The 24983-nt window shown below is 41.7% G+C and carries 24 protein-coding genes; 16 read left to right on the forward strand and 8 right to left on the reverse strand.

What is annotated here, in order from left to right:
* The first annotated feature begins 69 nt into the window (after positions 1-69).
* The 9 genes from uppS (at position 70) to R2I63_RS10670 (ending at position 7192) form a co-directional block, all read left to right on the forward strand.
* The gene (gene uppS, locus R2I63_RS06495) at positions 70-735 is read left to right on the forward strand and encodes a polyprenyl diphosphate synthase (RefSeq protein ID WP_316355979.1); all 666 of its coding nucleotides are present in this window, start codon (positions 70-72) and stop codon (positions 733-735) included.
* Positions 735-1589, forward strand: coding sequence for a phosphatidate cytidylyltransferase (locus R2I63_RS06500; protein ID WP_316355982.1), 855 nt, complete (start codon positions 735-737; stop codon positions 1587-1589). Before uppS ends, R2I63_RS06500 begins: the two co-directional genes overlap by 1 nt.
* A gap of 83 nt (positions 1590-1672) precedes the next feature.
* Positions 1673-2332, forward strand: coding sequence for a (d)CMP kinase (gene cmk / locus R2I63_RS06505; protein WP_316355984.1), 660 nt, complete (start codon positions 1673-1675; stop codon positions 2330-2332).
* A gap of 8 nt (positions 2333-2340) precedes the next feature.
* Positions 2341-2988, forward strand: a complete 648-nt coding sequence (locus tag R2I63_RS06510) for a lysophospholipid acyltransferase family protein (RefSeq protein WP_316355987.1) — start codon at positions 2341-2343, stop codon at positions 2986-2988.
* A gap of 111 nt (positions 2989-3099) precedes the next feature.
* Entirely contained in the window at positions 3100-4431 is a 1332-nt protein-coding gene (locus R2I63_RS06515; protein WP_316355989.1) for a ubiquitin carboxyl-terminal hydrolase family protein, read from the forward strand.
* Between the two features lie 155 nt (positions 4432-4586).
* On the forward strand, positions 4587-6119 hold the full coding sequence (locus tag R2I63_RS06520; RefSeq protein WP_316355991.1) for a ubiquitin carboxyl-terminal hydrolase family protein: 1533 nt from the start codon (positions 4587-4589) through the stop codon (positions 6117-6119).
* A gap of 221 nt (positions 6120-6340) precedes the next feature.
* Positions 6341-6553 (forward strand): hypothetical protein, encoded by a 213-nt coding sequence (locus tag R2I63_RS06525; RefSeq protein WP_316355992.1) that lies wholly within the window; start codon positions 6341-6343, stop codon positions 6551-6553.
* A 112-nt stretch (positions 6554-6665) separates the two neighbouring features.
* Complete coding sequence (gene trxA, locus R2I63_RS06530) at positions 6666-6986, forward strand: thioredoxin (protein ID WP_316355994.1); 321 nt, start codon at positions 6666-6668, stop codon at positions 6984-6986.
* Positions 6986-7192, forward strand: coding sequence for a DUF2905 domain-containing protein (locus R2I63_RS10670; RefSeq protein WP_445083635.1), 207 nt, complete (start codon positions 6986-6988; stop codon positions 7190-7192). Before trxA ends, R2I63_RS10670 begins: the two co-directional genes overlap by 1 nt.
* Here the strand turns inward: R2I63_RS10670 and R2I63_RS06535 are convergent.
* From R2I63_RS06535 to R2I63_RS06555, 5 genes are all read right to left on the reverse strand, one after another.
* Positions 7152-7631 (reverse strand): tRNA (cytidine(34)-2'-O)-methyltransferase, encoded by a 480-nt coding sequence (locus R2I63_RS06535; protein ID WP_316355996.1) that lies wholly within the window; start codon positions 7629-7631, stop codon positions 7152-7154. The genes R2I63_RS10670 and R2I63_RS06535 overlap by 41 nt on opposite strands.
* 62 nt (positions 7632-7693) lie before the next feature.
* Complete coding sequence (locus R2I63_RS06540; protein WP_316355998.1) at positions 7694-8488, reverse strand: FKBP-type peptidyl-prolyl cis-trans isomerase; 795 nt, start codon at positions 8486-8488, stop codon at positions 7694-7696.
* Positions 8489-8543: 55 nt separating this feature from the next.
* Complete coding sequence (aspS, locus tag R2I63_RS06545) at positions 8544-10328, reverse strand: aspartate--tRNA ligase (protein WP_316356000.1); 1785 nt, start codon at positions 10326-10328, stop codon at positions 8544-8546.
* The gene (gene hisS, locus R2I63_RS06550; RefSeq protein ID WP_316356002.1) at positions 10318-11613 is read right to left on the reverse strand and encodes a histidine--tRNA ligase; all 1296 of its coding nucleotides are present in this window, start codon (positions 11611-11613) and stop codon (positions 10318-10320) included. Before hisS ends, aspS begins: the two co-directional genes overlap by 11 nt.
* Before the next feature lie 24 nt (positions 11614-11637).
* Positions 11638-12249: a hypothetical protein gene (locus R2I63_RS06555; protein WP_316356004.1), complete on the reverse strand. Its 612-nt coding sequence runs from the start codon at positions 12247-12249 to the stop codon at positions 11638-11640.
* Positions 12250-12422: 173 nt separating this feature from the next.
* Between R2I63_RS06555 and pgtP the strand changes: the two genes are divergently transcribed.
* Genes pgtP through R2I63_RS06585 form a run of 6 tightly spaced genes read left to right on the forward strand, consistent with a single transcriptional unit; the run spans position 12423 to position 21224 of the window.
* Entirely contained in the window at positions 12423-13772 is a 1350-nt protein-coding gene (gene pgtP, locus R2I63_RS06560; protein WP_316356006.1) for a phosphoglycerate transporter protein PgtP, read from the forward strand.
* A gap of 35 nt (positions 13773-13807) precedes the next feature.
* Positions 13808-17530 carry a DNA polymerase III subunit alpha gene (gene dnaE / locus R2I63_RS06565; RefSeq protein ID WP_316356008.1) on the forward strand — a complete coding sequence of 1241 codons (3723 nt, stop codon included), beginning with the start codon at positions 13808-13810 and terminating at the stop codon, positions 17528-17530.
* 18 nt (positions 17531-17548) lie between these two features.
* Positions 17549-18523 carry an outer membrane protein assembly factor BamD gene (gene bamD / locus R2I63_RS06570; RefSeq protein WP_316356010.1) on the forward strand — a complete coding sequence of 325 codons (975 nt, stop codon included), beginning with the start codon at positions 17549-17551 and terminating at the stop codon, positions 18521-18523.
* Positions 18498-19115 (forward strand): hypothetical protein, encoded by a 618-nt coding sequence (locus tag R2I63_RS06575; RefSeq protein ID WP_316356011.1) that lies wholly within the window; start codon positions 18498-18500, stop codon positions 19113-19115. Before bamD ends, R2I63_RS06575 begins: the two co-directional genes overlap by 26 nt.
* A 42-nt stretch (positions 19116-19157) precedes the next feature.
* A complete protein-coding gene (locus R2I63_RS06580; protein ID WP_316356013.1) occupies positions 19158-19586 on the forward strand; it encodes an ATP-binding protein in 429 nt (142 codons plus the stop codon).
* A 21-nt stretch (positions 19587-19607) separates the two neighbouring features.
* Complete coding sequence (locus R2I63_RS06585; RefSeq protein WP_316356015.1) at positions 19608-21224, forward strand: peptide ABC transporter substrate-binding protein; 1617 nt, start codon at positions 19608-19610, stop codon at positions 21222-21224.
* Here R2I63_RS06585 and R2I63_RS06590 read toward each other — a convergent pair.
* Complete coding sequence (locus R2I63_RS06590) at positions 21211-21636, reverse strand: hypothetical protein (protein ID WP_316356017.1); 426 nt, start codon at positions 21634-21636, stop codon at positions 21211-21213. The genes R2I63_RS06585 and R2I63_RS06590 overlap by 14 nt on opposite strands.
* A 201-nt stretch (positions 21637-21837) precedes the next feature.
* Here R2I63_RS06590 and R2I63_RS06595 point away from each other — a divergent pair, with 201 nt between their 5' ends.
* On the forward strand, positions 21838-23115 hold the full coding sequence (locus tag R2I63_RS06595; RefSeq protein ID WP_316356018.1) for a D-alanyl-D-alanine carboxypeptidase family protein: 1278 nt from the start codon (positions 21838-21840) through the stop codon (positions 23113-23115).
* Here the strand turns inward: R2I63_RS06595 and rsmA are convergent.
* Entirely contained in the window at positions 23080-23916 is an 837-nt protein-coding gene (rsmA, locus tag R2I63_RS06600; RefSeq protein WP_316356019.1) for a 16S rRNA (adenine(1518)-N(6)/adenine(1519)-N(6))-dimethyltransferase RsmA, read from the reverse strand. The two genes, R2I63_RS06595 and rsmA, sit on opposite strands and share 36 nt — an antisense overlap.
* On the reverse strand, positions 23903-24970 hold the full coding sequence (locus tag R2I63_RS06605; protein WP_316356021.1) for a hypothetical protein: 1068 nt from the start codon (positions 24968-24970) through the stop codon (positions 23903-23905). Before R2I63_RS06605 ends, rsmA begins: the two co-directional genes overlap by 14 nt.
* Positions 24971-24983: the final 13 nt, after the last annotated feature.

Genomic DNA, 24983 nt, shown 5'->3' on the forward strand with positions numbered 1-24983 from the left:
GCCGGTTTACTCTGAAGAGGAATTTGCTTGCATTGATCCAAAAGCGTTCCTCAACATATTGCTATCATTATGGATGGAAATCGTCGGTGGGCTAAAAGCCAAGGAAAGCCCGCAGAAATGGGCCATTGGTATGGTGCTGAGCAACTCGATCTTATTGTTCGTGCTGCTTCAGAACTCGGAATCAAAGCTCTTACTGTCTATTCGTTTTCTACTGAAAATTGGGGTCGTCCTCAACATGAGGTTGAAATTCTTATGCAGCTTCTTGAAGCTTATTTGGTGAATAAAAGGGAGGTGCTTGTCAAAGAAGGTGTGCGTCTTCACACAATTGGGGATACACCAAGGCTTCCAGAAAATGTGAAGAAGGCTCTAAATGATACAATTCAAGCTACAAAAAATAACAGTCGGATCGATTTAATTCTCGCTCTCAACTATGGGGGGAGGGATGAACTTCGGAGAACGTTTCTTAGGATGCATGATGCTATTGAAGGAGGAAGCCTTAATTCGGAAGACGTTACTGAGAAGACAATTTCGTCTTACTTAGATACTGCTAAGTGGTCTGATCCTGAACTTTTCATTCGGCCTAGTGGCGAGTTTAGGCTTAGTAATTTCCTTATCTGGCAAAGTTCATACAGCGAAATATATATGACCGATATTCTCTGGCCTGATTTTTCTGAAAAAAATCTTCTTGAAGCTGTTATTGAGTATCAAACACGCTCAAGGAGGTTTGGAGGATAATGAATTTTCAAGATCTATCGAAACGGTTCGTCTCATCAATTATCTCGCTTGCTGTTTTAGCGTGTATTCTGATTTTCTCCTATGTTGGTGTGGTAAGGTGGGTCATCGCTCTGTTTACTTCAGGCATTGGGGCGGTGGGAATTTGGGAATACTGCCGACTGGGAAGGTTAGTAGAGAAGAAAGGGCTTGCAGAGCTGTGTATGATTGTAGGGGCGGTCATTATCTTATCTCTTTTTGTCTCAACTTTTGATCTTTCTTTCTCACTTCTTCCATTTATTATAGCTTTCTTTGGGCTCATTTGCCTTTTTCTTTTTCACTTTGATAAAATTTCAGGGTCGATTAGCTCGATCGCAATGAGCCTTTTTGGGATTTTGTATGTTGCCATTCCACTAGGCCTAATCTTAAAAATTCTCTATCTTTATAGCCCATGCAAGATGGGACATGAAGGGCGAGTATGGCTTCTCTATCTTCTTGTTGTTACGAAAATTACCGATGTGGGTGCCTATTTTGGGGGCCGTCTTTTTGGAAATCGAAAACTTGCAGCGGATCTCAGTCCAGGTAAGACGGTTACTGGAGCGATTGTTGGCTTTTTCTCTGCGATTATTTTCAGTGTTCTCTTTTACTTTTTAGGCCATTTAGTTCCAAATTTCTACCTCTCCTTTTCTGAGAGCATTTGCCTTGGAGCTCTTCTTGGTTCCCTGGGACAGGTAGGGGATTTGGGTGAGTCACTGTTTAAAAGAGATGCCGCGGTTAAGGACAGTAATCGACTTCCTGGCCTTGGAGGCATCCTTGATATGCTAGACTCTCTTTTGTTTACGACTCCAGTTATTTATTTTTTTCTTTACGTCTGTTGAGGGTAATGTTATGAGGCTATTCCACTATTCTGAATACTCTTTTTTTACGTTCCCTTGCGATCTTCTAATAGCGAGAGCATTTCATGATTATCACTATTGATGGACCATCAGGTACAGGAAAGTCGACAGTTGCAAGGAGGCTAGCAGATGCTTTGAGAATTACCTATTTTGATACTGGGGCGCTTTATCGAGCGATTAGCTGGAAAATTCTTAGGGAGGGAATTTCTTATCATGAGAAGGACGAATTACTAGCTCTTCTTAAAGTATTTTCCTATCGTATTCAGATAGTCGATGGAGAAAAGCACTACTTTGTGGGAAATTCTGATGTAACAAAGGCTATTCGAGGGCCTGAAGTCACTGCCATTGTATCAGAAGTCTCGGCTCTCAAAGAAGTGCGAGAAGCTCTAAAGCCTCTTCAGGTTAATTTTTCAAAAGAAATAGATGTTGTTTTTGAAGGAAGAGATTTAGGAACGGTTGTCTTCCCTCATGCTGACGTTAAATTTTTCTTAGTAGCACGCCCTGAAGTGCGCGCAGAGAGGAGGTATAAAGAGCTTCAGAAGAAATTTCCTGATCAAAGTTTTTCGCAAGAAAGGACTCTTAAGGAGATTGAATCAAGAGACAGTAGTGACTCTAATCGAAAAATCGCACCTCTAAAACAAGCAGACGACGCGGTTCTTGTCGACACCTCTGATCTTACGATTGAGGAAGTTGTTCAAAAGCTGAAAGAGATTATTCAAGCATGAATCAAAAAATGAAAAAACCAACATTTCTCTACCGACTTGTCATTTTCTCTGTAAAGGTGTTTTTCAAAATCTTTTATCGTCACAAAGTATATGGACTTGAACACTATATTCCGGGTAGCGCTTTGATTGCTGCGAATCACGTTTCCTTTTTTGATCCTCCTGCTATTGCTATCTCATGTCCAGGGGAAATCCACTTTCTTGCTCGCCAGACATTGTTCAAATCATACTTCGGAAAATTTATTAGTGCGGTAAATTCTCACCCTGTTCGAAAAGATGCGACTAACTTGCGTGTCATGAAGAATATTTGCGTGATGCTGAAGGAGGAAAAGAAAGTGTTAATGTTTCCTGAAGGGACGCGCTCCAAAAATAATATTTTGCAACCGATTAAGCCTGGGATGGGGCTTTTGCTTTCAAAGAGCGAATCAGCGATTCTCCCTGCTTATGTGCATGGAACATTTGCTATTTGGAGTCGAAATCAAAAATATCCCAAACTGTGGGGAAGAACGGCTGTTATTTTTGGCTCTCCGATTCTGTGGTCAGACTATGCTGACATGGATCGCAAAGAAGCTCAGGAGGTTATAGCTCTTCGTCTTACCCAGGCTCTCGGGGAACTCCGGAAGTGGTATGAGTCTGGGGCAGAAGGGAGTCCTCCTTAAAGCAAACCCGAACCCTCGCAACTAGCTGGCTGTTAGATGTTTTTGCCTTCATTTAATGTTGTTAATTTAAAATACTAATTATGACATAATTAACATATAGGGGTGTTAATTATGTCTGTAAATGATATTAGCTATGTAAATCAGTCAATTGCTTATGCTCAAAGTCAGGTTGAAGGGAACGAAGGACCTCTTAATCAAGAGCTTAACGATCTGGTTTTTGGTGTTTCCTTGCTCTATGATGATTTGAAGGAACTCCTACCAAAGCTTGATACAACAATTCCATCAATTAAAAAAGACGTGACTGTCCTTCAGGCGCGTTCAAGTTCTCCTAAGATTACTCGAGTTGCAAAAAGAGGTTTAACTCTATCTCACCAAAGGATGCATTCAGGAAGATCTATAACAAGACCTGTTAGTCGGCATGGCGCTCGTATCCCAGCGTCCCATTGTAGAAAAAGAGCGAAAGTTGAAACAGTTCCTGTTAGAAGATCGGATAGGTTAGCTAGAACAAGGGGTGTCGGACCTACAGGACTTAAGGGAATTCCAAACTATGAATCGAATTGTTTTGCGACTTCGGCCTACCAGCTCGTTAAGAGTAACCCTAGCCTTTACAACGCAATTTTCAAATCACCGACATTTAAAGCGGATAGGCGCTTTGATGCTCTGCGTGCATTTGATCGCAAGTACGATTCTGAGGTCCCTCTATCAGAAGATGATATGCAAAAAGTAAGAACAAATTGTTTAACACAGTTTAGAATTCCAGCTGATGGACATCAAGATCCGTACGAGGTGTTAACGAATGCGTTATTTGCTCACATTCCTGCAAGTAGTCCATTATACAGCACGATTACGACGACGAGAGTGCTAGAGTTTACTGTTCTTAAGAATATGGTTGATATGTCCATTATGGGGGCGGATAACACCAGGGTTATTAGCCAAGAGGGAATGGAAGGAAATCAAGTGAAAGTTCGCGTTCGGCAAACGCTGAGGACGGATTCCATGCTTAGTCTTCCTGTGAGTTTAACAGGAATTTCTAGAGGAGCGACTCTTGAAGAAGTTATCGCGCAGGATTTATCAGAGGTTTCAGGTGAGCTCCAGCGATTGCCATCAGGCGTCAATGCTAGAGAGACAAATAGAGACTTTAATCTTGAAGTTTCGAAAACGTTGATGTTGACTTTGAAGCGATTTGATAGCTATGGAAACAAGGTTTCTGACCCTGTTTCAGTTCCAAGCGGAGAAATTCGGCTGGATGAAAGAGGGGCGCATCAAGTGAAAGGGTTTGTCGTTCATCGTGGCGACAGTAGACATAATGGGCATTATGTCGAATTCCAAAAAGTCGGAAACCAGTGGTTTTTAAACAACGATGAGGCGTCGACCCCCATCTCGACAGCTAGTGCCATCTGCGCAATGCAAGACGCCTATATTCTCTATGCTGAAAGACCTTGATTTCTATAGAGCTTCGGATTCAAATATTTTTTTAGTTGTTTCTGAAATTTAAATTTCCTTGTGAAGGTCGTTCTATCTTCTTAAGTAACTCAATATCAAAAAATTGACTTTTATGCTATTCTGAGGTATCCTTTCCTCAAAATTACGAGATTGGGATGATAAAACAGTCAAATATTTATTACCATGCAGGAGCTCAGGCCGCAAACCTGGCGCTTTATTTTTTTATTGCAGGGAGAGTTCAGGGGTGCTGTTCTTCAGCAGCCGTTTTGACTGCAACAGCGCTCCAATATATTCGTTCTAATCAGATCAATGATCAGCAGGACCGCTATCTGTGCAAGCCTTCAATGGTCTTTGTTGCTGCTGGATGTCTATTTAGTCAAACAGGTGTGAAAGTTGGTGGAATTTCCCTCGTCTATTTTGCAACGTCTTTTGAAGCAATACACTATCATAGACCTAAAAGAATGGATCTCTCTCCATTCGAGGATAGGCCAGCACATCCAGACTCAAAGGGAACTACGGATTATGTAACTCTACCCACTTCTCCAGTAGTAAAGCAAAAGGATTCACGGCCTTCAAATCTGGCTTGGAATGCGATGGTTAGTCAGACTTATGCGATGCGATCGGCGCCATTGCCTGGTAAGGTAGGGGCAACTTCTCGCATTGGATCACCGCCCAGAATTGTGCTACCACCTCGAGCCTCAGATCAACTATGTAGTATGAGAGTAGAGGTTGGGGTTTTATCAAAAGGGGTGGGACCTACAGGACTTAAGGGGATTCCAAACTATTCATCGAACTGTTTTGTGATTTCAGCCTACCAACTTGTTAAGAGTAATCCTCGGCTTTACGACGCAATTTTCACTTCGGAAAGATTTAAGGCTGATAAGCGCTTTGATGCTCTTAGAGAATTTGATCTTAAGTATGATTCTGGAGCTCTTTTAACCTTTCTTGATATGCAAAAGGTAAGAACAGAGTGTTTAACGCAGTTTAGGATTTCGTCGTGTGGACACCAGGATGCCTATGAGGTATTGACTCTAGCACTGTTTGAGCACCTTCCCCCAACCAGTACGGTTAAAACTACAGCAGTATATGAGTTTACCGTGCCTACTGCAGAAGTGGAAGAGAGACTTCGCGGAATGGAAAAGGTAGAGGTGTTGAGTCGCACGACGATACCGGATAGGTGGATACTATCTAGTGAGCAAGTTAGGGTTCAAGTTAGAAGAGAATTTCCACTGGAACCAGTGTCTTCATGGTCTGTAAGTTTAGATGGAGCTGATGCAGGAATTCAAATGGGTGACGCAATCAGGCGCGATCTTACTGAAGGACAAAGTCGAGAAACCTTTAAGCTTTCCTCTCAAGTTGTAGGAAATCAAGTGAGTAGAGAGTTTGTTTTTCGCCCTGGAGAGGAAGTGACGATTGCTTTAAAGCGCTTTGATAATTTTGGAAATAAGATTTCTAAGAAAGTTTCAGTTCCAAGAGGGGAGATCCAAATTGACGATGGAAGACCTCATGAAGTCAAAGGTTTTATCGTACATTTAGGACGCAGTAAAAGCTCAGGTCACTACCTGGAGTATCAAAAAGTTGGAGAGGATTGGTATCTAAATAATGATCGACTCTCGGCTCTAATTTCGACAGCTGAAGCGATTAGGGCGATGGAGGATGCTTATGTCTTCTACGCTGAGAGAACCTAATTTCTGGTAAAAGCAAATATATTTATAAGTTTATGAAAACATTTACTTTTTATTTCTAATGACAAAACCTTAAATAAAATTTAGTATTTTTCTGAAGTTTGTGCTACGTGCACAATCATTATGCAATCAAAAAAATTTGTCCGTTAAGCAGTTGGCCTCAGATCTAGAAATCTCCTCCTCCTACCTACCTATATCAGCTCATTCGCGGGGAAAGAAAGCCTTTGCTTGATCTTGCGCAAAAGATTGAAATCATTACGGGAGGAAAAGTCACCGTGGGGCGCTTACTTGGTTTTAATGAGCAAACACCTGACTATTTTACCTTGCATGAACAGTACCAGCAAAAAATGCTGCATGTTGAAGAATCGATTGTCGAGATTCATGAAAAAATTGAGCAGTTTGAATCTCGGATTTCAAAGTTGGAAGAACATGAATAATATCATTTATCAAAACATAACTTATGTGAATGGTATCACTAGCCATAAATCGGAATGTTCTCTAAAATGAAGCGATTAGATATGAATGATTTGATTTTGTATAGGAGATAAAATGGCCGAAGGTTCAATTCAAGAAGTAGATGATAAGGGGTTTGATGCCCTAATCAAAGAAGGGGTAACAGTTATTGATTTTTTTGCTGAGTGGTGTGGTCCTTGTCGGATGCTTACACCAGTTCTTGCTGAAGTTGCTGGAGAACTATCTGGAAAGGTAAAGTTTGCCAAGCTCGATATCGAAGCAAATCATGTAACAGCCAAAGCGCACCATGTGACCTCGGTGCCAACGATGATTCTTTATAAAGACGGGGAAGAGATAAACCGCCTTGTAGGCCTCCGTGACGCAGCAGCTCTAAAAGACTTTGCTCTCTCAACATAATGGGGCGTTTGATTATTTTAGTGGGCGTCTGTCTGATTATTATCGGGACGCTCATTACACTTCATATACCAATGAACTGGATTGGGCACCTTCCTGGGGATTTCTCTTTAGAGTGGGGGGGTACAATAGTTTTTGTTCCCATCACTACAGCAATTGTTTTTAGCTTTATGCTGTCGGTTCTACTTTTTCTTTTTTCAAGACGGTGAATTTGTTCTGTCTTAGTGCTTCATAAAGAACGATAGCGGCTGAATTTGATAGGTTGAGACAACGGCTTCCTTTTTGCATCGGAATAGTGAAAAATTTCTCGGGCCACCTCTTGTGAAATTCGGGGGCAAGTCCCGATACTTCAGATCCGAAGATTAGAATCGCATCCTTCTCGAAGGATGCATCGCTATAGGAGGCTTCTCCTTTACTCGAGAAGAAATAGAAAGGAAGCGGTGACGTGACTAGGTATTCGACCAGATCATTGATGATAGTCACCTTGACCCCTTCCCAATAATCCAGTCCTGCGCGCCTCAAGCTTTTGTCATCGGTTTTAAAGCCTAATGGACTAACTAAAATAAGCTCACTCCCTGTTGCGTGGCAGGTTCGGACAATATTCCCAGTATTTGCAGGGATTTGAGGTTGAAACAATACAATAATCATAATAATTTGAAATCTCTCAACTCCACTAAAGAAGTTGAGAGATTAAGAGTGGTGAAAAAAAACTAACGCAAGGCTTCTTGTTTTGCTCCTTCAGGAAGAGCAATCTCTCGTGTTCCTTCATCAGGAATTAAGGTGATTGAATCTTCTTGTTCAGGAGTCATATTAGCCTTGACGACTTCAATATCAAAAACCAGGGTAGAGTTGGGAGGAAGGTAACCACTTGTTCCATATCCAAGATCTGGATGGATATAGATGGTTCGTTTCTCGCCTTCTTTCATCCCAACGATTCCTTGGCTAAATCCTTGAATGGTTTCATCCAAAGAAATCAGTTCGTCTTCTTGAGAGGATCCAAAAACTTTTCCATCGAGGAATTTTCCTGTATAGCGGATCATCGGGGAGAAATGCTCTTCGACAACGACTCCAGCACCTTGTGTTTCAATCTTATACTGAAGCTTGTATTTTTCAAGTTCAACTACGCCTTCATTTCTAGCATTATTGGTCATGAAATTATCGGCTTCTTTAAGGTTTTCTGAAGCCATTTTCTGGAAGGACTCTTCTTGTACAAGAGAGATAGCTTGTACGCATTCAGTTTCATTCATCGGAGATGATTTCCCTGCGACTGAATCCTCCATTCCTTTAATGACTTGCTCCATATTGAACTCAAAGCCAAGCGAATCTAAGTTCTTTCCAATGAGGTGTCCAAAGGCTTCGGAAACTTTTTGAATATCAATTTTCCCGTCTTCCTTCTTAGACTCCTCTAGGGCATTATTTTGCGAGTCCCCTCCTGCATAAGCTGCTATTGCTAGGAAGGAAGATGCAATTGCAATTGTTGAGAAAAATTTATTTCTTAGTAACATTACAAACACTCCTCTAGAGTACTGTTGAAAACTCCAAATTTATTCACTTGTAGAATTATATCCAAGATATTTCTTTTGGCTCAGCCTGAATTTCAAGCTCATCCAATTGCTTTCTATGAACACTTGAAGGACATTGCATCATTAAGTCACTTGCTTTTTGTGTCTTAGGGAATGCAATAACGTCTCGGATATTTTCTGTTTTAGTGAGAATCATGACAAGGCGATCGAAGCCCAGCGCGATTCCTAAATGAGGGGGTGTTCCATATTGGAGAGCTTCAGTGAAAAAGCCAAATTTTTCCTTCACCTCTTCTCCATCAAGCTTTAGAGCTTGAAAGACCTTCCTTTGGATTTCAAAATCATGGATTCTTTGAGATCCTCCTCCCACTTCGTAACCATTGACAATGATATCATAAGCATTGGAGCGTACTTTGAGAGGGTCTTGTTCTAGAAGCTCCAGATCGTCAGGGTGGGGCATGGTAAAAGGGTGGTGGGTAGCTTGAGGACGATCTTCCTCTGCATCCCACTCAAAACAAGGGAAGTCAGTAACCCAAAGAAACTCATACGCGTTTGGGTTAATAAGGTTTCGGTCTCTTGCAATTAAGCGGCGGAGGTGGTCAAGGGATTGGTTCACAAGAGATTCATTTGCTGCAGCAAAGAGGAGTAGGTCTCCTTTCTCAGCTTCTAAAGTCTCTTCCAGTGCTTTTAGCTGCTTGTCGGAAAAGAATTTCACAATACTTGAGGCGAGGCCGCCTTCTTGCATTTTCATCCATCCAAGACCACGGAGCCCAAACTTTCCAACAAATTCAGTGTAACGGTCAATTTCTTTTCGCGATATTTCAGCTCCACCCTTAACACAAAGAGCTTTGACGCAGCCACCACTTTGAAGCTGCTCTTTAAAAACAGTAAAATCAGAATCTTTTGCAATAGCATCGACTCTCACGAGAGGCATTTTAAAGCGTAGGTCTGGTCGGTCAGTCCCATAATTCTCCATACAGTCTCGATAGCTCATTGAGGGAATGGTATCGGGAACATCATAATTAAGGCATTCTTTAAACAAAGCTTTTAAAAAACGGTGAATAATTTCCTGGATATCTTCAGGATAGGCAAAACTCATCTCAATGTCGATTTGTGTAAACTCAGGTTGTCGATCTGCTCTTAAGTCTTCATCGCGAAAGCAATTGGCAATTTGAAAGTAGCGATCCATTCCACTTACCATGAGCAACTGCTTAAATAGTTGCGGTGACTGGGGCAATGAATAAAAGTTTCCAGGATAGGTGCGTGAAGGAACAAGATAATCCCGGGCTCCTTCTGGAGTAGAACGCCCCAAAATAGGGGTGGTAACCTCAGTAAACCCTTCGTTATTAAGAAAGCTTCTGGTAACGATCATTGCCTTGTTTCTCATCAAGAGTTTGTCTAAGACATCTCCACGTCGGATATCAAGATAGCGATACTTGAGGCGAGTTTCTTCATGGGTTTCGGTTTTATCGTCACAAATAGAGAAAGGGGGCGTTTTTGCTTTAGACAAAATTTCGAATGTCTCAACTTCGACTTCGATTTCACCTGTTTCTAGTTTTGGGTTGGTGAGCCCCTCTCCTCGGGCACGCACTTTCCCCTTTGCAGTGATGACCCACTCAGAGCGAAGAGAGGAGGCCACTTCATGTGCCTTTTTGGAAATTTCGGGATCGAAGATCAGTTGAGTCAATCCAAAGCGGTCACGGAGATCAATAAAAATAAGTCCTCCATGGTCCCGTCTCCTGTGGACCCATCCAGAAAGATTTACGATTTTTCCTATTTCGTCTTTGCTTAATTCATTGCAGCAGTGTGTTCTTCTATAGTCCATTTGATGTCCGTTTGCTAAAATAGTCAGTGAGGTTGGAGAGAGAAGTTTCTTCAGTTTTACGTGATTTCATTTCTTTGATCTGCACCATGTTTTTTTCGAGTTCTTTCTCTCCGATAATAACAGCGTGTTGTGCTTTTAATTGGTCTGCGTGTTGCAATGCTTTTTGGACTTTTTTAGCGACGATCATTTCGGCTGAGATATTTGTGTGGCGGAGCTGATAGAGAAGACTAAAGCAATGTTCTTTTGCCTTTTCATCGAGAGGGATTAAAGCAACTACTGGCCCGACTTGTTCAGGGAAGGGGATCCCCTGTCCTTGCATTGTTTGCAGGATCCTTTCAATTCCTGTGGAAAAGCCAATGCATGGAAGGTCTGGTCCCCCAACTGCTGGAAGGAGACCGTCGTAGCGTCCTCCTGCACCAATGGTGTTTTGTGCTCCCAAAACGTCCGAAGTGATTTCAAAAACAGTGTGGTTATAGTAATCTAATCCCCGAACCAGGCGAGGAGTAATCGTGAAGGGGATTTTCTGTTTCTCTAAAAGCTTACAAAGAGTTTCAAAGTGGTTTTTGCTCTCTGGGTTTAGATAGTCTAAAATCGAAGGAGCAGATTTTAGTAGTTCACGTTCTTTAGAATCTTTGGAATCTAGGATGCGAAGAGGGTTCTTGGTAAATCGGACCTGACTTTCTTCCGAAAGAGAGTCGAAGTGAGGTTTTAAATAGTCCAAAAGAGCACTCTTGTATTTTTCTCGGCAGGGACGGTCTCCTAAAGAATTGATCATTACGTGGAGATTTTTAAGGCCTAGCCGACGATAGAGTTCATAGAGGAGTTCGATGGATTCAAAGTCTTGTTCAGGTTCTCCGTTTCCAATGGCTTCAACTCCAAATTGATGGAACTGTCGATACCGTCCTGCTTGGGGGCGGTCGTATCTGAAAAATGGACCAATGTAGAAAAATTTATGGTGGGCCCCGAGTTGTTGCAGTTGACCTTGAGCAAAGGCGCGCATCACCGATGCAGTTCCTTCAGGGCGAAGGCTCATAGACCTTTCTCCTTTATCCTGAAAGGTGTACATTTCCTTAGACACAATGTCAGAGGTCTCTCCAACCCCCCGGATAAAGAGGTCTGTCTTTTCAAAAATTGGGGTGCGGATTTCCTGATAGCCATATTCTTGGACGAGAGTACGGATTACGGTCTCGAGGTGATTCCATTTTACCGATTCCTTCCAGCTGTCTTGCGGCTTGGGCTCCTTAGGAAGGATATCAAAAGTCCCTTTGGGAAGTGAGTATTTCATAGGGCGAGTATAGCTTCTTTGAAATTAACTTTGCAAGATCTCATTGATCAATTCGACCCACTGCATCAAGGTGCTATGAGATTGGTTTACTCGATGGTCGGAAAAAAGACGTTTGAGGATCTCCCGGAAAGGAAGGGGAAGCCAACTTTTTCCAGCAAACTCCGAAAGATAGAAACCTAGCTTGTGATCTTCATTTGGAGGGTAGTTGCCGATATCGGTTAGAAGGGCTTTAAGCTTATGGGTATCAATAAGAGCTTTTCTTTTTGTGTGGGAAAGAACTTGGACTCCCTGAAGAAGGCGATGCCAAGCAGCAGAAAAATGAGCGCAAAACGTTCCATTCTCACTTTGGTCCACGTCCATCATGATCTGAAGGATTTGTTTAAGTTCTTGGATATCACCCGTCAGGGCATCCTCAGACATTTCTTCAAGCGTCCCTTTTTTTTCCTTCCCAAGCCTTGTTGTTAATTTTTGAATAAATACAAGAAAGGCAACATAGGCTCTAGGGCGCTTGTCTTCTTCAGGAAGTTCCCATGACTGATCCCCTTTAGACTGTTTGTCTGCCTCAATTGGATCAACCCGATACTTATCGTCTTCTCTCCCTTCTGAAGGGCGCAGGGGTTCTGGAAAAAATGTCATATTCACACTCAGCAACTTTGTATTTTAGTTTTACAGGAAATCAGAGTTAGAAGGCAAATTGCAAGCCACTAAAACATTGACTTTGAATGGAAAATTCTATAACGTCTCCCCGAATACCAATGGACCATCTGGATTGACAATTTTAATATTTACAAAGGAAATAGGGTTAAAACGTGAGCGTCCTAGATAGATTGAAGCCTGAGCTTCCACAAAGCGAGATCGGAAGTGCTGACGAAATCAAAGCTAAATACAAGTATTGGCGGATTCGCATTTTCTATAGCATCTATGTTGGGTATGCTTTTTTCTATTTTACAAGAAAAAGCTTTACCTTCTCAATGCCGGCACTTATCAATGACCTAGGCTTTGATAAAGCTGACCTAGGTTTTTTAGGAACCCTCCTAGCGGTTACTTACGCAATCAGTAAATTTGTAAGTGGTCTGATTTCCGATAAGTCTAGCCTTCGCGTCCTTATGGGAGCAGGGTTAGTTCTTACAGGTGTTTTTACCATATTTGCAGGGCTTTCTTCTTCGGTTCTCTTTTTTGCTATTTTTCTGGGCTTAAATGGGTTGTTCCAGGGGTGGGGATCTCCACCGTGTGCCAAGTTATTAACTTATTGGTATTCGCAGACCGAGCGTGGTCGCTGGTGGGGGTGGTGGAACACGTCCCACAACATAGGGGGAGCTGTAATCCCCATTCTGTGTGCCTTTGCTATTCAAACCTTTGGATGGCGCTACGCGATGCACCTTCCAGGGGTAATGGCTATTGTCGTGGGGCTCTTTTTGATTAACCGCATTCGAAATAGCCCAAAACAACTCGGACTTCCAACGATCGAAAAGCATCGAAATGATTATCCTGATGATGTCGAAAAAGGAGAAGTTGAGCAGGAAAAAGAGCTTTCTACAAAAGACATTTTATTTGGACACATCCTCAAAAATAAACTTATTTGGATTTTAGCAATCTCATACTTTTTCGTGTACATTGTTCGAATATCGATCTACGACTGGGTTCAGCTTTACCTAATGGAAGAGAAAGGCTATACCTTGATGCTTGCTGGGTCCTGTGTTTTTTGGTTTGAGATTGGGGGAATCTTTGGGAGCTTAGCTGCTGGTTACCTCTCGGACACTGTTTTTAAGGGAAGAAGAGGTCCTGTGAATATCCTTTTCACTATTGGAGTTATTGGTAACCTGATGGTTCTGTGGTTTATTCCTTCATCAAGCCTTTTAACGATTTCTATTGCAACATTTGTCTTTGGGTTTCTGATATTTGGGCCTCAGATGCTTATTGGAATGGCAGCTGCTGAATTGGTGAGTAAGGAAGCGGCGGGTACTGCGACGGGATTTGCTGGCCTTTTTGCTTATGCTGGTGCTGCTTGTGCGGGATGGCCTGTGGGTCGATTGATTGAAGACTTTGGATGGCCGGCATTCTTTCTGCTTCTGTCTATTTGTGCAGGTATTGCAGTTTTATTGCTTGTTCCACTATGGTCAAAGAGAGCTAGTCACGCGTCATTGGCTCAAACAAATTAAAGCACTTATAGTACTATAAACAGACAGGTTCATTGATGGGTTGGACGCCGCTTCATGTTCATTCACAATATTCAATTTTAGATTCGACGGCTTCCGTTCAATTATTGGCTAAAAAGACCAAGGAATTTGGAATGGAGGCGCTTGCGCTTACGGACCTTTGCAACATGTTTGGAGTTGTAGACTTTTTTAAAGCCTGCAAAAAAGAAGGAATCAAGCCAATTATTGGGACAGAGGTTATTGTTGCGCCTCTTTCTCGGCATGATAAGAAACGGATTTCTGGTTACTCCGTTGGGTATCCTTTAATTCTTCTTGCAAAGGATCGTGAAGGCTACCGAAATCTCTGTAAGATCTCCTCGATTGGATACCTTGAGGGATTTTATTATACCCCTCGTGTCGATAAGGAAATTCTCGAGAAGTACTCAAAAGGACTCATTTGCCTCTCGGGGCCTATTACAAGCCGACTTTCACAGTTCATTATTCAAGAGAGGGAAGAAGAATTTGAAGATGAACTGAAATGGCAGCTAGACCTTTATGGGGAGCACTTTTATTTCGAGTTGCAACGTCATCAGATGCATGAGGAGCATATCAAATCAGAGGGGATTGAAAAGGAATCATGGCTTTATCAGCAGTACCTTGACAGGGTTAAAAACCAAGAGAAAGTTAACAACCGATTCATCACCCTCTCAAAAGAGAGAGGAATTCCTTGTGTTGCAACAAATGGGACGCATTATATTGACCGAGGTGATTGGAGAGCACATGAAATTTTAATGAATGTGCAGTCTGGTGAGCCTGTTGAGGTTATCGAGAGGGATTCTTTTGGGAATCCAAGAGGGATTAGTCTTAACCCTAAGCGAAAAGTGATTCCAACGCATGAGCTTTACTTCAAGTCGCCTAAGGAAATGATAGATCTTTTTGCAGATGTTCCTGAAGCAATTGAGAACACCGGAAAGATAGCGGCATTGTGTAATATGGAGCTTGACTTTGAGACAAAATACTACCCTGTTTTTGTCCCTCCTTACCTTGAAGGGACCGAATATAGTGAAAAAACAAGGGTTGAAGAGGCTGCGAACTTTTTGCGCACATTGTGCAAAGAGGGGATTCCAAATCGGTATACGCCTGAGCGGTTAGCTAAGGTTCAAGAAAAGTATCCTGACCAGGATCCAATGGATGTTGTGACAAAGCGGCTAGAAGGAGAGCTTGAAATCATCATTTCAAAAGGGATGTGTGACTATCTTCTTATTGTCTATGACTTTATAGCTTGGGCAAAAAACAAAGGGATCCCCGTTGGGCCAGGGAGAGGATCGGGTGCAGGTTCAATTATTCTTTACTTGATAGGAATTACTGATATTGAACCTTTAAGATTCAACCTTTTCTTCGAGCGATTCATCAATCCTGAAAGGATGTCATACCCTGATATTGACGTTGACATATGCATGGATCGCCGCGCTGAAGTTATCGAGTATACCCTCAAAAAATATGGGAAGGAAAAGGTTGCACAAATCATTACATTTGGAACGATGAAGGCAAAGATGGCCATCAAAGACGTAGGCCGAGTTCTGAGTGTCCCCCTTGCAAAGGTAAATGAAATTGCAAAACTGGTTCCTGAAGACCCAACGATGACGCTTGAAAGGGCGCTTGAGCTCGACCCTGAGCTCAGAAGAATGGCAGAAAGCGATGAAGATGGAAAGAGGATTCTTGAATATGCTAGGCGCTTGGAGGGGTCAATCCGGAATACAGGTATTCATGCTGCAGGGCTCATTATTTGTGGAGATCCTTTGACCGATCATATCCCTGTCTGCAGTGCTAAAGATTCCGAGCTTGCTGCGACACAATACTCGATGAAGCCCGTCGAGGCTGTTGGAATGCTTAAAATTGACTTTTTAGGGCTTAAGACGTTGACTTCGATCCAAAAGACTGTGGATGCTATTGCAGACCATGGGGGAGAAAGAATCGATTGGGTTAACCTTCCTCTTGAAGACCAGAATACATTCAATCTTTTGAACCAGGGAAAAACACAGGGGGTCTTCCAGCTGGAATCCACTGGAATGCAAGAGCTGGCTAAACATCTTCATATTGATAAGTTTGAAGAGATTATTGCTGTAGGAGCTTTGTATCGCCCAGGCCCTATGGAGATGATTCCCTCTTTTATCAACCGGAAGCATGGACGTGAGAAGATTGAAGTTGACCATCCCTTGATGGAAGATGTCATTCAGGAAACCTATGGAATCATGGTTTATCAGGAGCAAGTGATGCAAATTGCTTCCCTCCTTGCCGATTATTCTCTTGGAGAAGGTGACGTTTTGCGGCGTGCAATGGGGAAGAAAGATCGGGATGAAATGGCAAAGCAGCGGGAAAAATTCCGCAACGGAGCTATTCAGAAAGGAATCAATGAAAACAAAGCGATGGAAGTTTTCGATAAGATTGAGAAATTCGCCTCATACGGTTTCAACAAATCTCATGCAGCAGCTTATGGCTATCTTAGCTATGTCACAGCATTTCTTAAAGCAAACTATCCAAAAGAATGGCTTGCCGCTTTGATGACCTGTGATAGCGATGATTTGACCAAAGTATCAAAGCATATCCGTGAATGTGAAGCCATGGGAATGAAAATCCTTCCTCCTGATGTTAATGAATCAGGAACAGAGTTTGCTGCTGCTCCTTCCGGGATTCGTTTTGCTATGTCAGGAATTAAAGGGGTTGGAAGAGGGGTTGTTGATGCGATTCTTGAAGAACGAAAGAAAAAAGGGCCATACAAATCACTCTATGAATTTTTCAGACGGATTGACCTAACAAGAGTAGGGAAAAAAGTTGTTGAGAATCTTGTTGATGCAGGGAGTTTCGATTTTACAACATGGACGAGGCAAGAACTACTTGAGAGTGTCGAACCTATGTTTGAGCAAACATCTCGGGAACAAAAAGAGGCTGCTAAAGGGGTTATGGACTTCTTTTCAATGATTGAAGATGAAGGGAAAAGTCCGTTTCTTACTCCTCCTATTGTTGAAAGGCAACAAGAAAAAAAAGAGATTCTTGCAAAAGAGAAAGAATTCCTAGGATTTTACCTAACGGGACACCCAATGGATGAATATAGAGAGCTTATTGATAAACTAAGCTGTCTTCCATTGAACGAATTAGGTTCAGCCAAAAATGGAGCGGTCATCAAGGTAGCATGCATCATTGAAAGTGTGAAAGTAAAAATTTCCCAAAAAACGCAGAAAAAATTTGCAATATTGGTTATCAGTGATGGAGTAGAGCGGTTTGAGCTTCCTGTTTGGCCGGGCATGTATGATGAACATAGCGCCCTTTTTGTAGAAAACCAACTTCTGCTTTCGATTCTTCAGGTTGAAAATGAAGGGGGTGCGACTAAGCTTCGGTGTCGCTCTCTAGAAGACTTAACAACTGTTACTGAGGAAAACGTAGGGCAATTTGAGGCTCTTTATGAACAGGTCAAGCAGATTGCGAAATCTGATGCTCGTCGCAAGAAAAAACAAAATGTGGAGAAAACGATGGATTCAAATGACAATAAAAAACTCCATCTGACTCTGGATGTAAATAGTGTTCGGTTATCAGAAATTGTAAAACTCAAAAATCTTTTTCATAAATATCCTGGAAGTGCCCCTGTTGATATCGCCTTCAACAGCTCTCATCAAAAAATTGGTGTTGTGGAAGTGGAATCTAAGTGGGGTGTGGGCTGGAATTCGGAGCTAGAAAATAGAATAAAATCATTTTCTTTCATTCAGGACTTTTCTTTTGAAGGGTAAATCGATATACTAACAAATATGAAAAAAGTAGCTATCATACTTCTCATTTGTTTCGGAGCGCTTAGCGCGAACCCTCTTGACCCGGTTATTCGTAGTCAGATCAATGTTCATCGGTACTACTCAAAAATGATCGACCATTATCAGAATGAGGATTGGCAGAAACTTTCTTGGAAGTGCCAAGATCTTATTGCTGATTTTCCAACGAGTCCTTTTGCTCGTGAAGCCCTCTACTATTTGGGGGTTGCACATTACAAGCTGGGGGAGTTTGAACATGCAAATATGGCTTTTTCTGATTACTTAAAGGAAGAGCTGACACCTAAGTTTTTTGATCAAGTGATTCGCTATAAATTTGAAATTGCCCGTGCTTTTGACGAAGGGGCAAGAGTTCACTTGTTTGGTTGGCAGAAAATGCCCAAGTGGCTTCCTGCATATGATGAAGCCCTTGAAATTTATGATGAAGTGATTACAACCCTTCCACGAGACGATTTGGCTGCTCAATCACTGTATAGGAAAGGGGTAATTCTGCTTCGCATGGAAGAATATAAAAAGAGTATTGAAGCATTTCAAACGTTGATTCGCCGCTTTCCTAAACACCCACGTTCTCCCGATGGATATGTTGGTATTAGTGAAGTTTACCTTACTGAGTGTGATCAGGAATTCCCAGATGCTAATAAACTTGATTTAGCAGAGATTAATCTCCGAAAATTTCGTTACCACTTTCCAAGTGAACCTCGCATTACTGAGGCTGAAGAGAAGCTGTTAGGGATGAAGGAGCGCCTTGCCAATGATCTGCTAGAGATCGCTGAGTTCTATGAAAGAACAAAGAAGAAAAAGGCTGCTGCAATCTACTATGCGACAATCCTTAAGAAATATCCAGAAACCAAAGCAGCAAATAAGTCTGAAAAACGACTAAAAGTTCTTGATGTCCCCGATGTTTACTCGAATAAAAAGTCCCAGGAAGGGGCGATTGTTGTGGATAGCTCTGCTGAGTAGTATCCTCTTATCATCATGTGGTTATCACGTCGACAATGATGAGGCTCTTTCTGCTTTCCCTACCATTTCTGTTCCCTATTTTAGTGGGGATCAGAGTGGGGTTCTTACCGATATTGTTGTTAAATCCCTTAGCAGCTCTGGTGTCTTTAACTATGCTAATCAAGGGGGAGCAATCACCTTAGAGGGCAAAATTATTTCAGATAATTGTGAAAATATTGGGTATCAATATGACCGTCATCCTGTATCAGGAGAGAGGATCAACCGCCTTGTTCCCAACGAAGGGCGTAGAGAGGTGACAGTTGAGATTACCTTAGTCGATAGCAGCTCCCTTAAGGTTCTTTACGGTCCATTTGTCATTTCAGCATATAGTGACTACGACTTTGTTGATTCGGATTCTCTTCAGGATGCCTCGTTTATGAATACAGCGGGTACCAGAGAATCTGTTCTCTTTTTCTCTCTTGGCCAGCTTGACTCAATTGATGGAGCCAAAGCAGCCTCATTAGATCCGATTTATCACCGCCTTGCCACTAAGATCACCGAAGGGCTTTCCAATCTTCCCTACAACATTGAAGCGACTGTCAAGATAGAGTAATAGCATTTATCGAAAATAATTTGATGAATCGTATAACATTTTATGTATGATGGGATCATGGAAGAGCAAAAATCATTTAGTGCGCATTTGAGTGAGCTGTATGCAATGCTTGGGTGGGTTTGCGAGAGACTTGGTCAAACCGGTCTGTCAGACATTGAGGTAAGGCGGATTGAAATTGCGCTGGAAGAGGGACTTGTGAACGTAATTTCCTATGCGTATCAAGGGGAAGAGGGAAAAATTGCACTTTCTATCCGGTGTGAAAAAGGAAAGTATGTGGAAATCACGATAGAAGATTCGGGGCTCCCCTTCAATCCGTTGAAACATAAGAGGAAAATCGACCCTTTTGTTCCGGTTGAAGATCTGGAAGAAGGTGGATTAGGTATTTTATTTATGCAAAAGCTTATGGATAAAGTAGAGTACCAAAGGTTCAAGAAAAAAAATCAACTTACCATACGAAAAAATCTACCTTAAAAATCTTCTTGAGGAGTAAGCTTGTGGCTTAATTTAATCCGGAGGTTTCTTTTGAGAGTCTTTGTCACTTTACTTTTGTTGGTTTTTTCATTTGGATGCAGTAAAAGTGCTATCCGCGAGAAGGGCAATCGCCCGCTTAAGATTTGTTTTAGTGAAGAGATTCGAATCTTGGATCCCCGTCTTGGAGGAGAGGAACCAACTACCCATGTTATCCGAATGCTTTTTGATGGGCTTATGAGACGAGATGCAGAAGGGAAAGTGGTGCCTGCTGTCGCCGAAAGTTATGATGTTTTTGAGAATAGTACTGTTTATATCTTCCACTTAAGGGAAACACTGTGGAGTGATGGCCATCCTGTGACTGCACACGATTTTGAGCATGCATGGAAAAAGTCGCTTGATCCAAAAACTCTCAGCCATGGAGCTCAGAACTTTTACATGATCAAGAACGCCAAGGAATCTGTAGAAGGGTTAGTCCATCCAGATGAAATTGGGGTTTTGGCTATCGACGACCTTACATTAAGAGTTGAGCTTGCCTATCCCGTACCTTATTTTGTAGATGCTCTGCTCTGTACCATGTTTTCTCCTATACCAAAACATGTTGATAAAGCGGATTCAATGTGGGCCTTCCGCATTGACGAATCCTTTGTTTCAAATGGTCCGTTTCGTTTGAAAAAATGGCATCATGGAGACGATATCATTTTCGAGAAAAATCTCCTGTACTGGGATAAGCATAATGTTCAAATTCCAGGAATTGAAGTTTGTTTTGTGGAAGAAGGGATGACGCAACTCTATCTGTTTGAGAAAAAAGAGATCGATTGGTTTGGAAGTGCTATTAACAAGGCTCCCTCTGAAGCTTATATGAGCATTAGAAATACGCCTTGCTATGACACCAAGGAAAGTCCAACCATGTATTGGTACTTTGTGAATACAGAAAAATTTCCATTCAGTCATAAAAAAATTCGCAAGGCATTTGCCTATGCTCTCGATCGAGAAAGTATTGTAAATGCGGCATTTGAGGGAATCGGACAACCAGCATTTGGAATTATTTCACCCTGTTTTGGAATCGAAAACCCTCCTCAGTTCCAGGATCGAGATGTTTCTTTGGCTCGAAAGCTTTTTGCTGAAGCGTTGGATGAACTTGGCTTAACAACTGAAACATTTCCTGTTGTAAGCCTCAAATATGTTGCAGGAGCTGAGAATTTAAGTCGTACCACTCAGATCACACAGCAAAACTGGCAAGAGGCGTTTGGGATTAAAGTTGAGCTTCAACAGGCCGACTGGCCCTGTCACTTCTCTGCTATTCAAAAAGGAGACTATCAAATAGGGGTGATGCGTTGGCTTTCCTATTTGTTTGACCCAATCTATATGCTAAAAACTTTCCAGTATAAACACGATCTTGTCAATATGAGCAATTGGGAGAATGAGGACTACCAGGCTCTTCTTGAAAAGTCCAATTTTCAAGCGAATCCAGAGGAAAGGAATGCAACGTTAGCTGAAGCTGAAAGAGCTCTTATGGATGAGATGCCTCTCATTCCTATATGCTTTCTTAATATTCAGTTCACGCAGGCAGAGGAGCTCGTGGGTGTTACTCTTCCTCCTTCAGGAGAAATCGACTTTAAGTATGCTACCTTCCAATAGAGGAAATTGCTTCTTCGGTGTCGATCACTTCTGACAAATAATACTTCAATAACCTTAATACAAACTTTGGAGTGTTATAGACTCCTTTAGTTGAGAACACAATTTCAAGGTGCGGTCTGCCGTTTGTGATTAGAGAAATCATCACAATAGTTGTGGGGTTTTCATCAACAATTTTAGGGACGATCCAAATTGCAAATTGATGATTGAAAAGTGTGACTTTATCAGGTGTTTCAATCACGTGAAAATAATGAGGGAGTTGTTCTTGATTGTTATCTTCTTCAAACGAGACATGAGTCAATAGACCCGTTTCTTCCAATAGCGACATGTCCACTTCAATAATACCTTCAGGAATCCAGCTCGATAGGCTCGAGACAAACTCATTATAGGCTTGGTCTAGTTGTATGGGGTTCATTGATACTGCCCGTTAGCTCCTTTGTTATTACTCTCTTTTTTTCATAGTGATGCGCATGTTTTTTTTAAAGAATTGTTTCTTTTGTTAATTTTATTTCACTTTAAAACCGCTAATTTTAAATTATTTAGATGTGTGGTTTTTTCGTTAATGTTTCTTGAAAATTCACGATTTGTTACAAAGGATAGAAAACAAGGAATTCAGATGCGAATCATTATTCTCCTCCTTTTTACCACAGTGCTTGCTGCAGAACCGCTAAAGGTTAAAGTTTCTGCAAAATCAGCGATCTTGATGAATGCTGAAACAGGTGCGGTTCTTTATGATAAGAAGGCGGATGAAAGAGCCTATCCCGCAAGTTTAACAAAGATTGCTACAGTCCTGTATGCCTTAAAAAAGAATAAAAAAGATCTCGAAGGAATTGTATCCTGTCCACAACACTGCCTGCGGAGGATGAACAAAAGTGTTAAAATTGCGCATAGCTATAAAGATCCAGCCTATTTGTTGGAACCGGATGGAACGCATTTCTGGCTGAAGAAAGGAGAAGAAATGCCCTTTCTAGATCTTCTCCATGGCATCTTACTTTCATCTGGGAATGATGCTTCAAACACCGTGGCAAACTATATCGGAGGAACGATTCCAAAGTTTATAAAGGGGATGAACACATTTCTTAAAGAGCTAGGATGTGAAGATACCCAATTTATGAATCCCCATGGGTTGCACCATCCAAGTCATTGGTCAACAGCGCGAGACATTGCGATTATTACAAAACACGCTCTTAAAGAAGATTTGATCAAGACAATCGTATCAACAAAGGAATATGAGCGGAGTCAAACAAACCTTCAGACACCAAAGAAAGTCACCAACCATGATCTACTGATTCTTCCAGGAAAGTTCTTTTATGCGCGCGCAATTGGAATGAAAACGGGATACCATTCTGATGCAGGCTATACCTATACAAGTGTAGCAAGGGATGGGAAAAGGACATTAATTGCTGTTCTTCTAGGGTGTGATGATCCTCACAAACGGTTTCGGGACGCAATTAGACTTTTTGAGGCTGCCTTTGATGAAGAAAAAGAAGAGCGTTTATTATTTCGAAAGGAAGAAAACACCTTTAGTCGCGATTTAAAGGGCGCTAGGAAAGCTATGAAAGCGACCCTCACAGACGACATTTCAATCTCCTATTTTCCCTCAGAAGAGCCTGATATTACTATTGAATTGAACTGGGAGCACATCAGTCCTCCTGTAAAGCAGGGCAATTGTGTTGGAGCGATCAAAATCTTTAACCAGCAGGGAAAAGAACTTTCAAGCTCTCCATTAGTGGCAACAATTGATGTTGAACGTTCTCTTCCAGCTCTAATTGGTGCCGCTGCTCGGGGAGAGTGGACGGCTCCCTTAGAGTTTCAAAAAATCCTGATTCTTTTTTTAGGAATTGGAGTTATGTTGACTCTATTTGGCCTCAGCCGGAGTCAAAGCAAAAAATAGAGTTGAAAACTCCTCTAATCCTAACTCTTGAGGACGCGTTGTTTTTGGAAGGCCCACAGATTCCAAAGCCGTTTCCACCTGGTTTGATGGAAAAAGGGTTTTAAGGGACGCGCGCAACATTTTTCGTCTTTGTTGAAAAGCTGTTCGAATCAACAGAAAAAATGGCTCATATGGAGCCTTTACAGGCGGAGGCTTTAACTTTAGCTCTAAGATTGCAGAGTCTACTTTTGGAGGAGGGTAAAAGCAGGAACGTGCAACGGTAAATAAGAGTTTTGGATCTGCATGATATTTTGTAAAAAGAGAAAATGAGCTGTAATCCTTTGTTCTTTTTTTAGCAACGCATCTCTCTGCCACTTCTCTTTGAACCATTAAGTGGATCGATTCAATCAAATGCGTTTTTGGTAAAAGTTCCTGAAGGATAATTCCAGTAATATTATAGGGGATGTTAGCGATGACTTTGACTTTTCCTCTTTCCTTCAAAAGGGAGTCTATTTGAATGTTTCTAAAGTCATTGATCAACACTTCTAGCTTCCCGTTTTGCAAGCGTTCTAAGTGCTTAGCAAGCTTCTCATCTTTTTCGATGGCGATCACTTGAGCCCCTGAATTTAGAAGTGCCTCTGTAAGAACCCCGGGGCCAGGTCCGATTTCTAGAACTGTATCTTCATTTTTAAGCTGTGTTGCTGCAACCAACTTACGCAGGATATTGCCGTCGATAAGAAAGTTCTGAGAGAGCCCTTTCTTGGGCTCGATTCCCATCTCTTGTAAAAACTGGCGAAGTTCTGAAGGCTTATATAATGACAAAGGGGCGATAATCCTCAGGAAGTTCAAACTTCGGATCATGTGTGTCATATCCAAAGCGGACTTTCAAAGCCTTGATGTAGGATGTCTTTTCTTTGTCTGACGTTTGGAAAAGAAGCTCATTTTTCAACTTGTCGTGCATCTCATCGAAAACTTTCGGAAGGTTTTTAACCATATCCTTCAAGTGAAAAATCCTGACCACATTACTATTATCGAAACGGCTAACCTGGCTTACTGGTGGGCTATAGGTATCAGGGGTAAGGGCTTTAATCACATCAAAATGCAGTTTTGAAATTTTAGAGGTGGTGCCTGAATAATCATCAGAAACACTAACGGAAATCCCTTCTTCATCAAGTTCTTCAACAACAGACTGTAATGATCGGGTATGGTCTTCTAAAAGAGTGTAGGCTTTTTCTGCGATTGTTTCGCAGATTTCCTTGTCCTTTCCCCTAATTGATAGGACTTGATATTTCCACTCGTCTTCTGGGGGATTTTTTTCTAGGTAGTCGTTATAAGCTGCTTTGATGACTTGAGGAGTAATAATTTGAAAGGCTTTCGCATGAACCTTCATTCCAATCAGCTGTTGAGTCGTCAGTTCATTCCGAATAATTTCACGCGCTTCTTCATACTGAAGATTAACCTTATCGAGATTGGACATAATGTTAGGTCCAAAGCGCTGCTCTAAGTCTTCTCGCACTTCGCCATCGCTAACTTTGATTTCCTTTTGCTCCGCATCTAGAAGAACCAACTCGTCTGCAACCATGTCGTCAAGAGTAGCCTCCCAACGGGACACGTAAAACTGGTATTTTTCTGGTGCAGAAGGAGTATAATCGGGGTAATAATCATAAAGGAAAAGGTCCATTCGTTTGACAACATCATAAAGAGAAATGACTTTTCCGTTGATCTTTGCTAGGGGGCGATTGTTGATCATTAGACGAGGTCCTTGAGAAGTAGCACTTGTCTGATCGATAAATGAGGGAGAATCAATTGCCATTTCTGCGCAAACTGGAGAGAGAAGAATTGTAAAGAAAAAAGTTAAACCGTAAACTATTCGCATCTTAATCCTTGGA

The sequence above is a fragment of the Candidatus Neptunochlamydia sp. REUL1 genome (assembly GCF_963457595.1).
GTDB lineage: Bacteria > Chlamydiota > Chlamydiia > Chlamydiales > Simkaniaceae > Neptunichlamydia.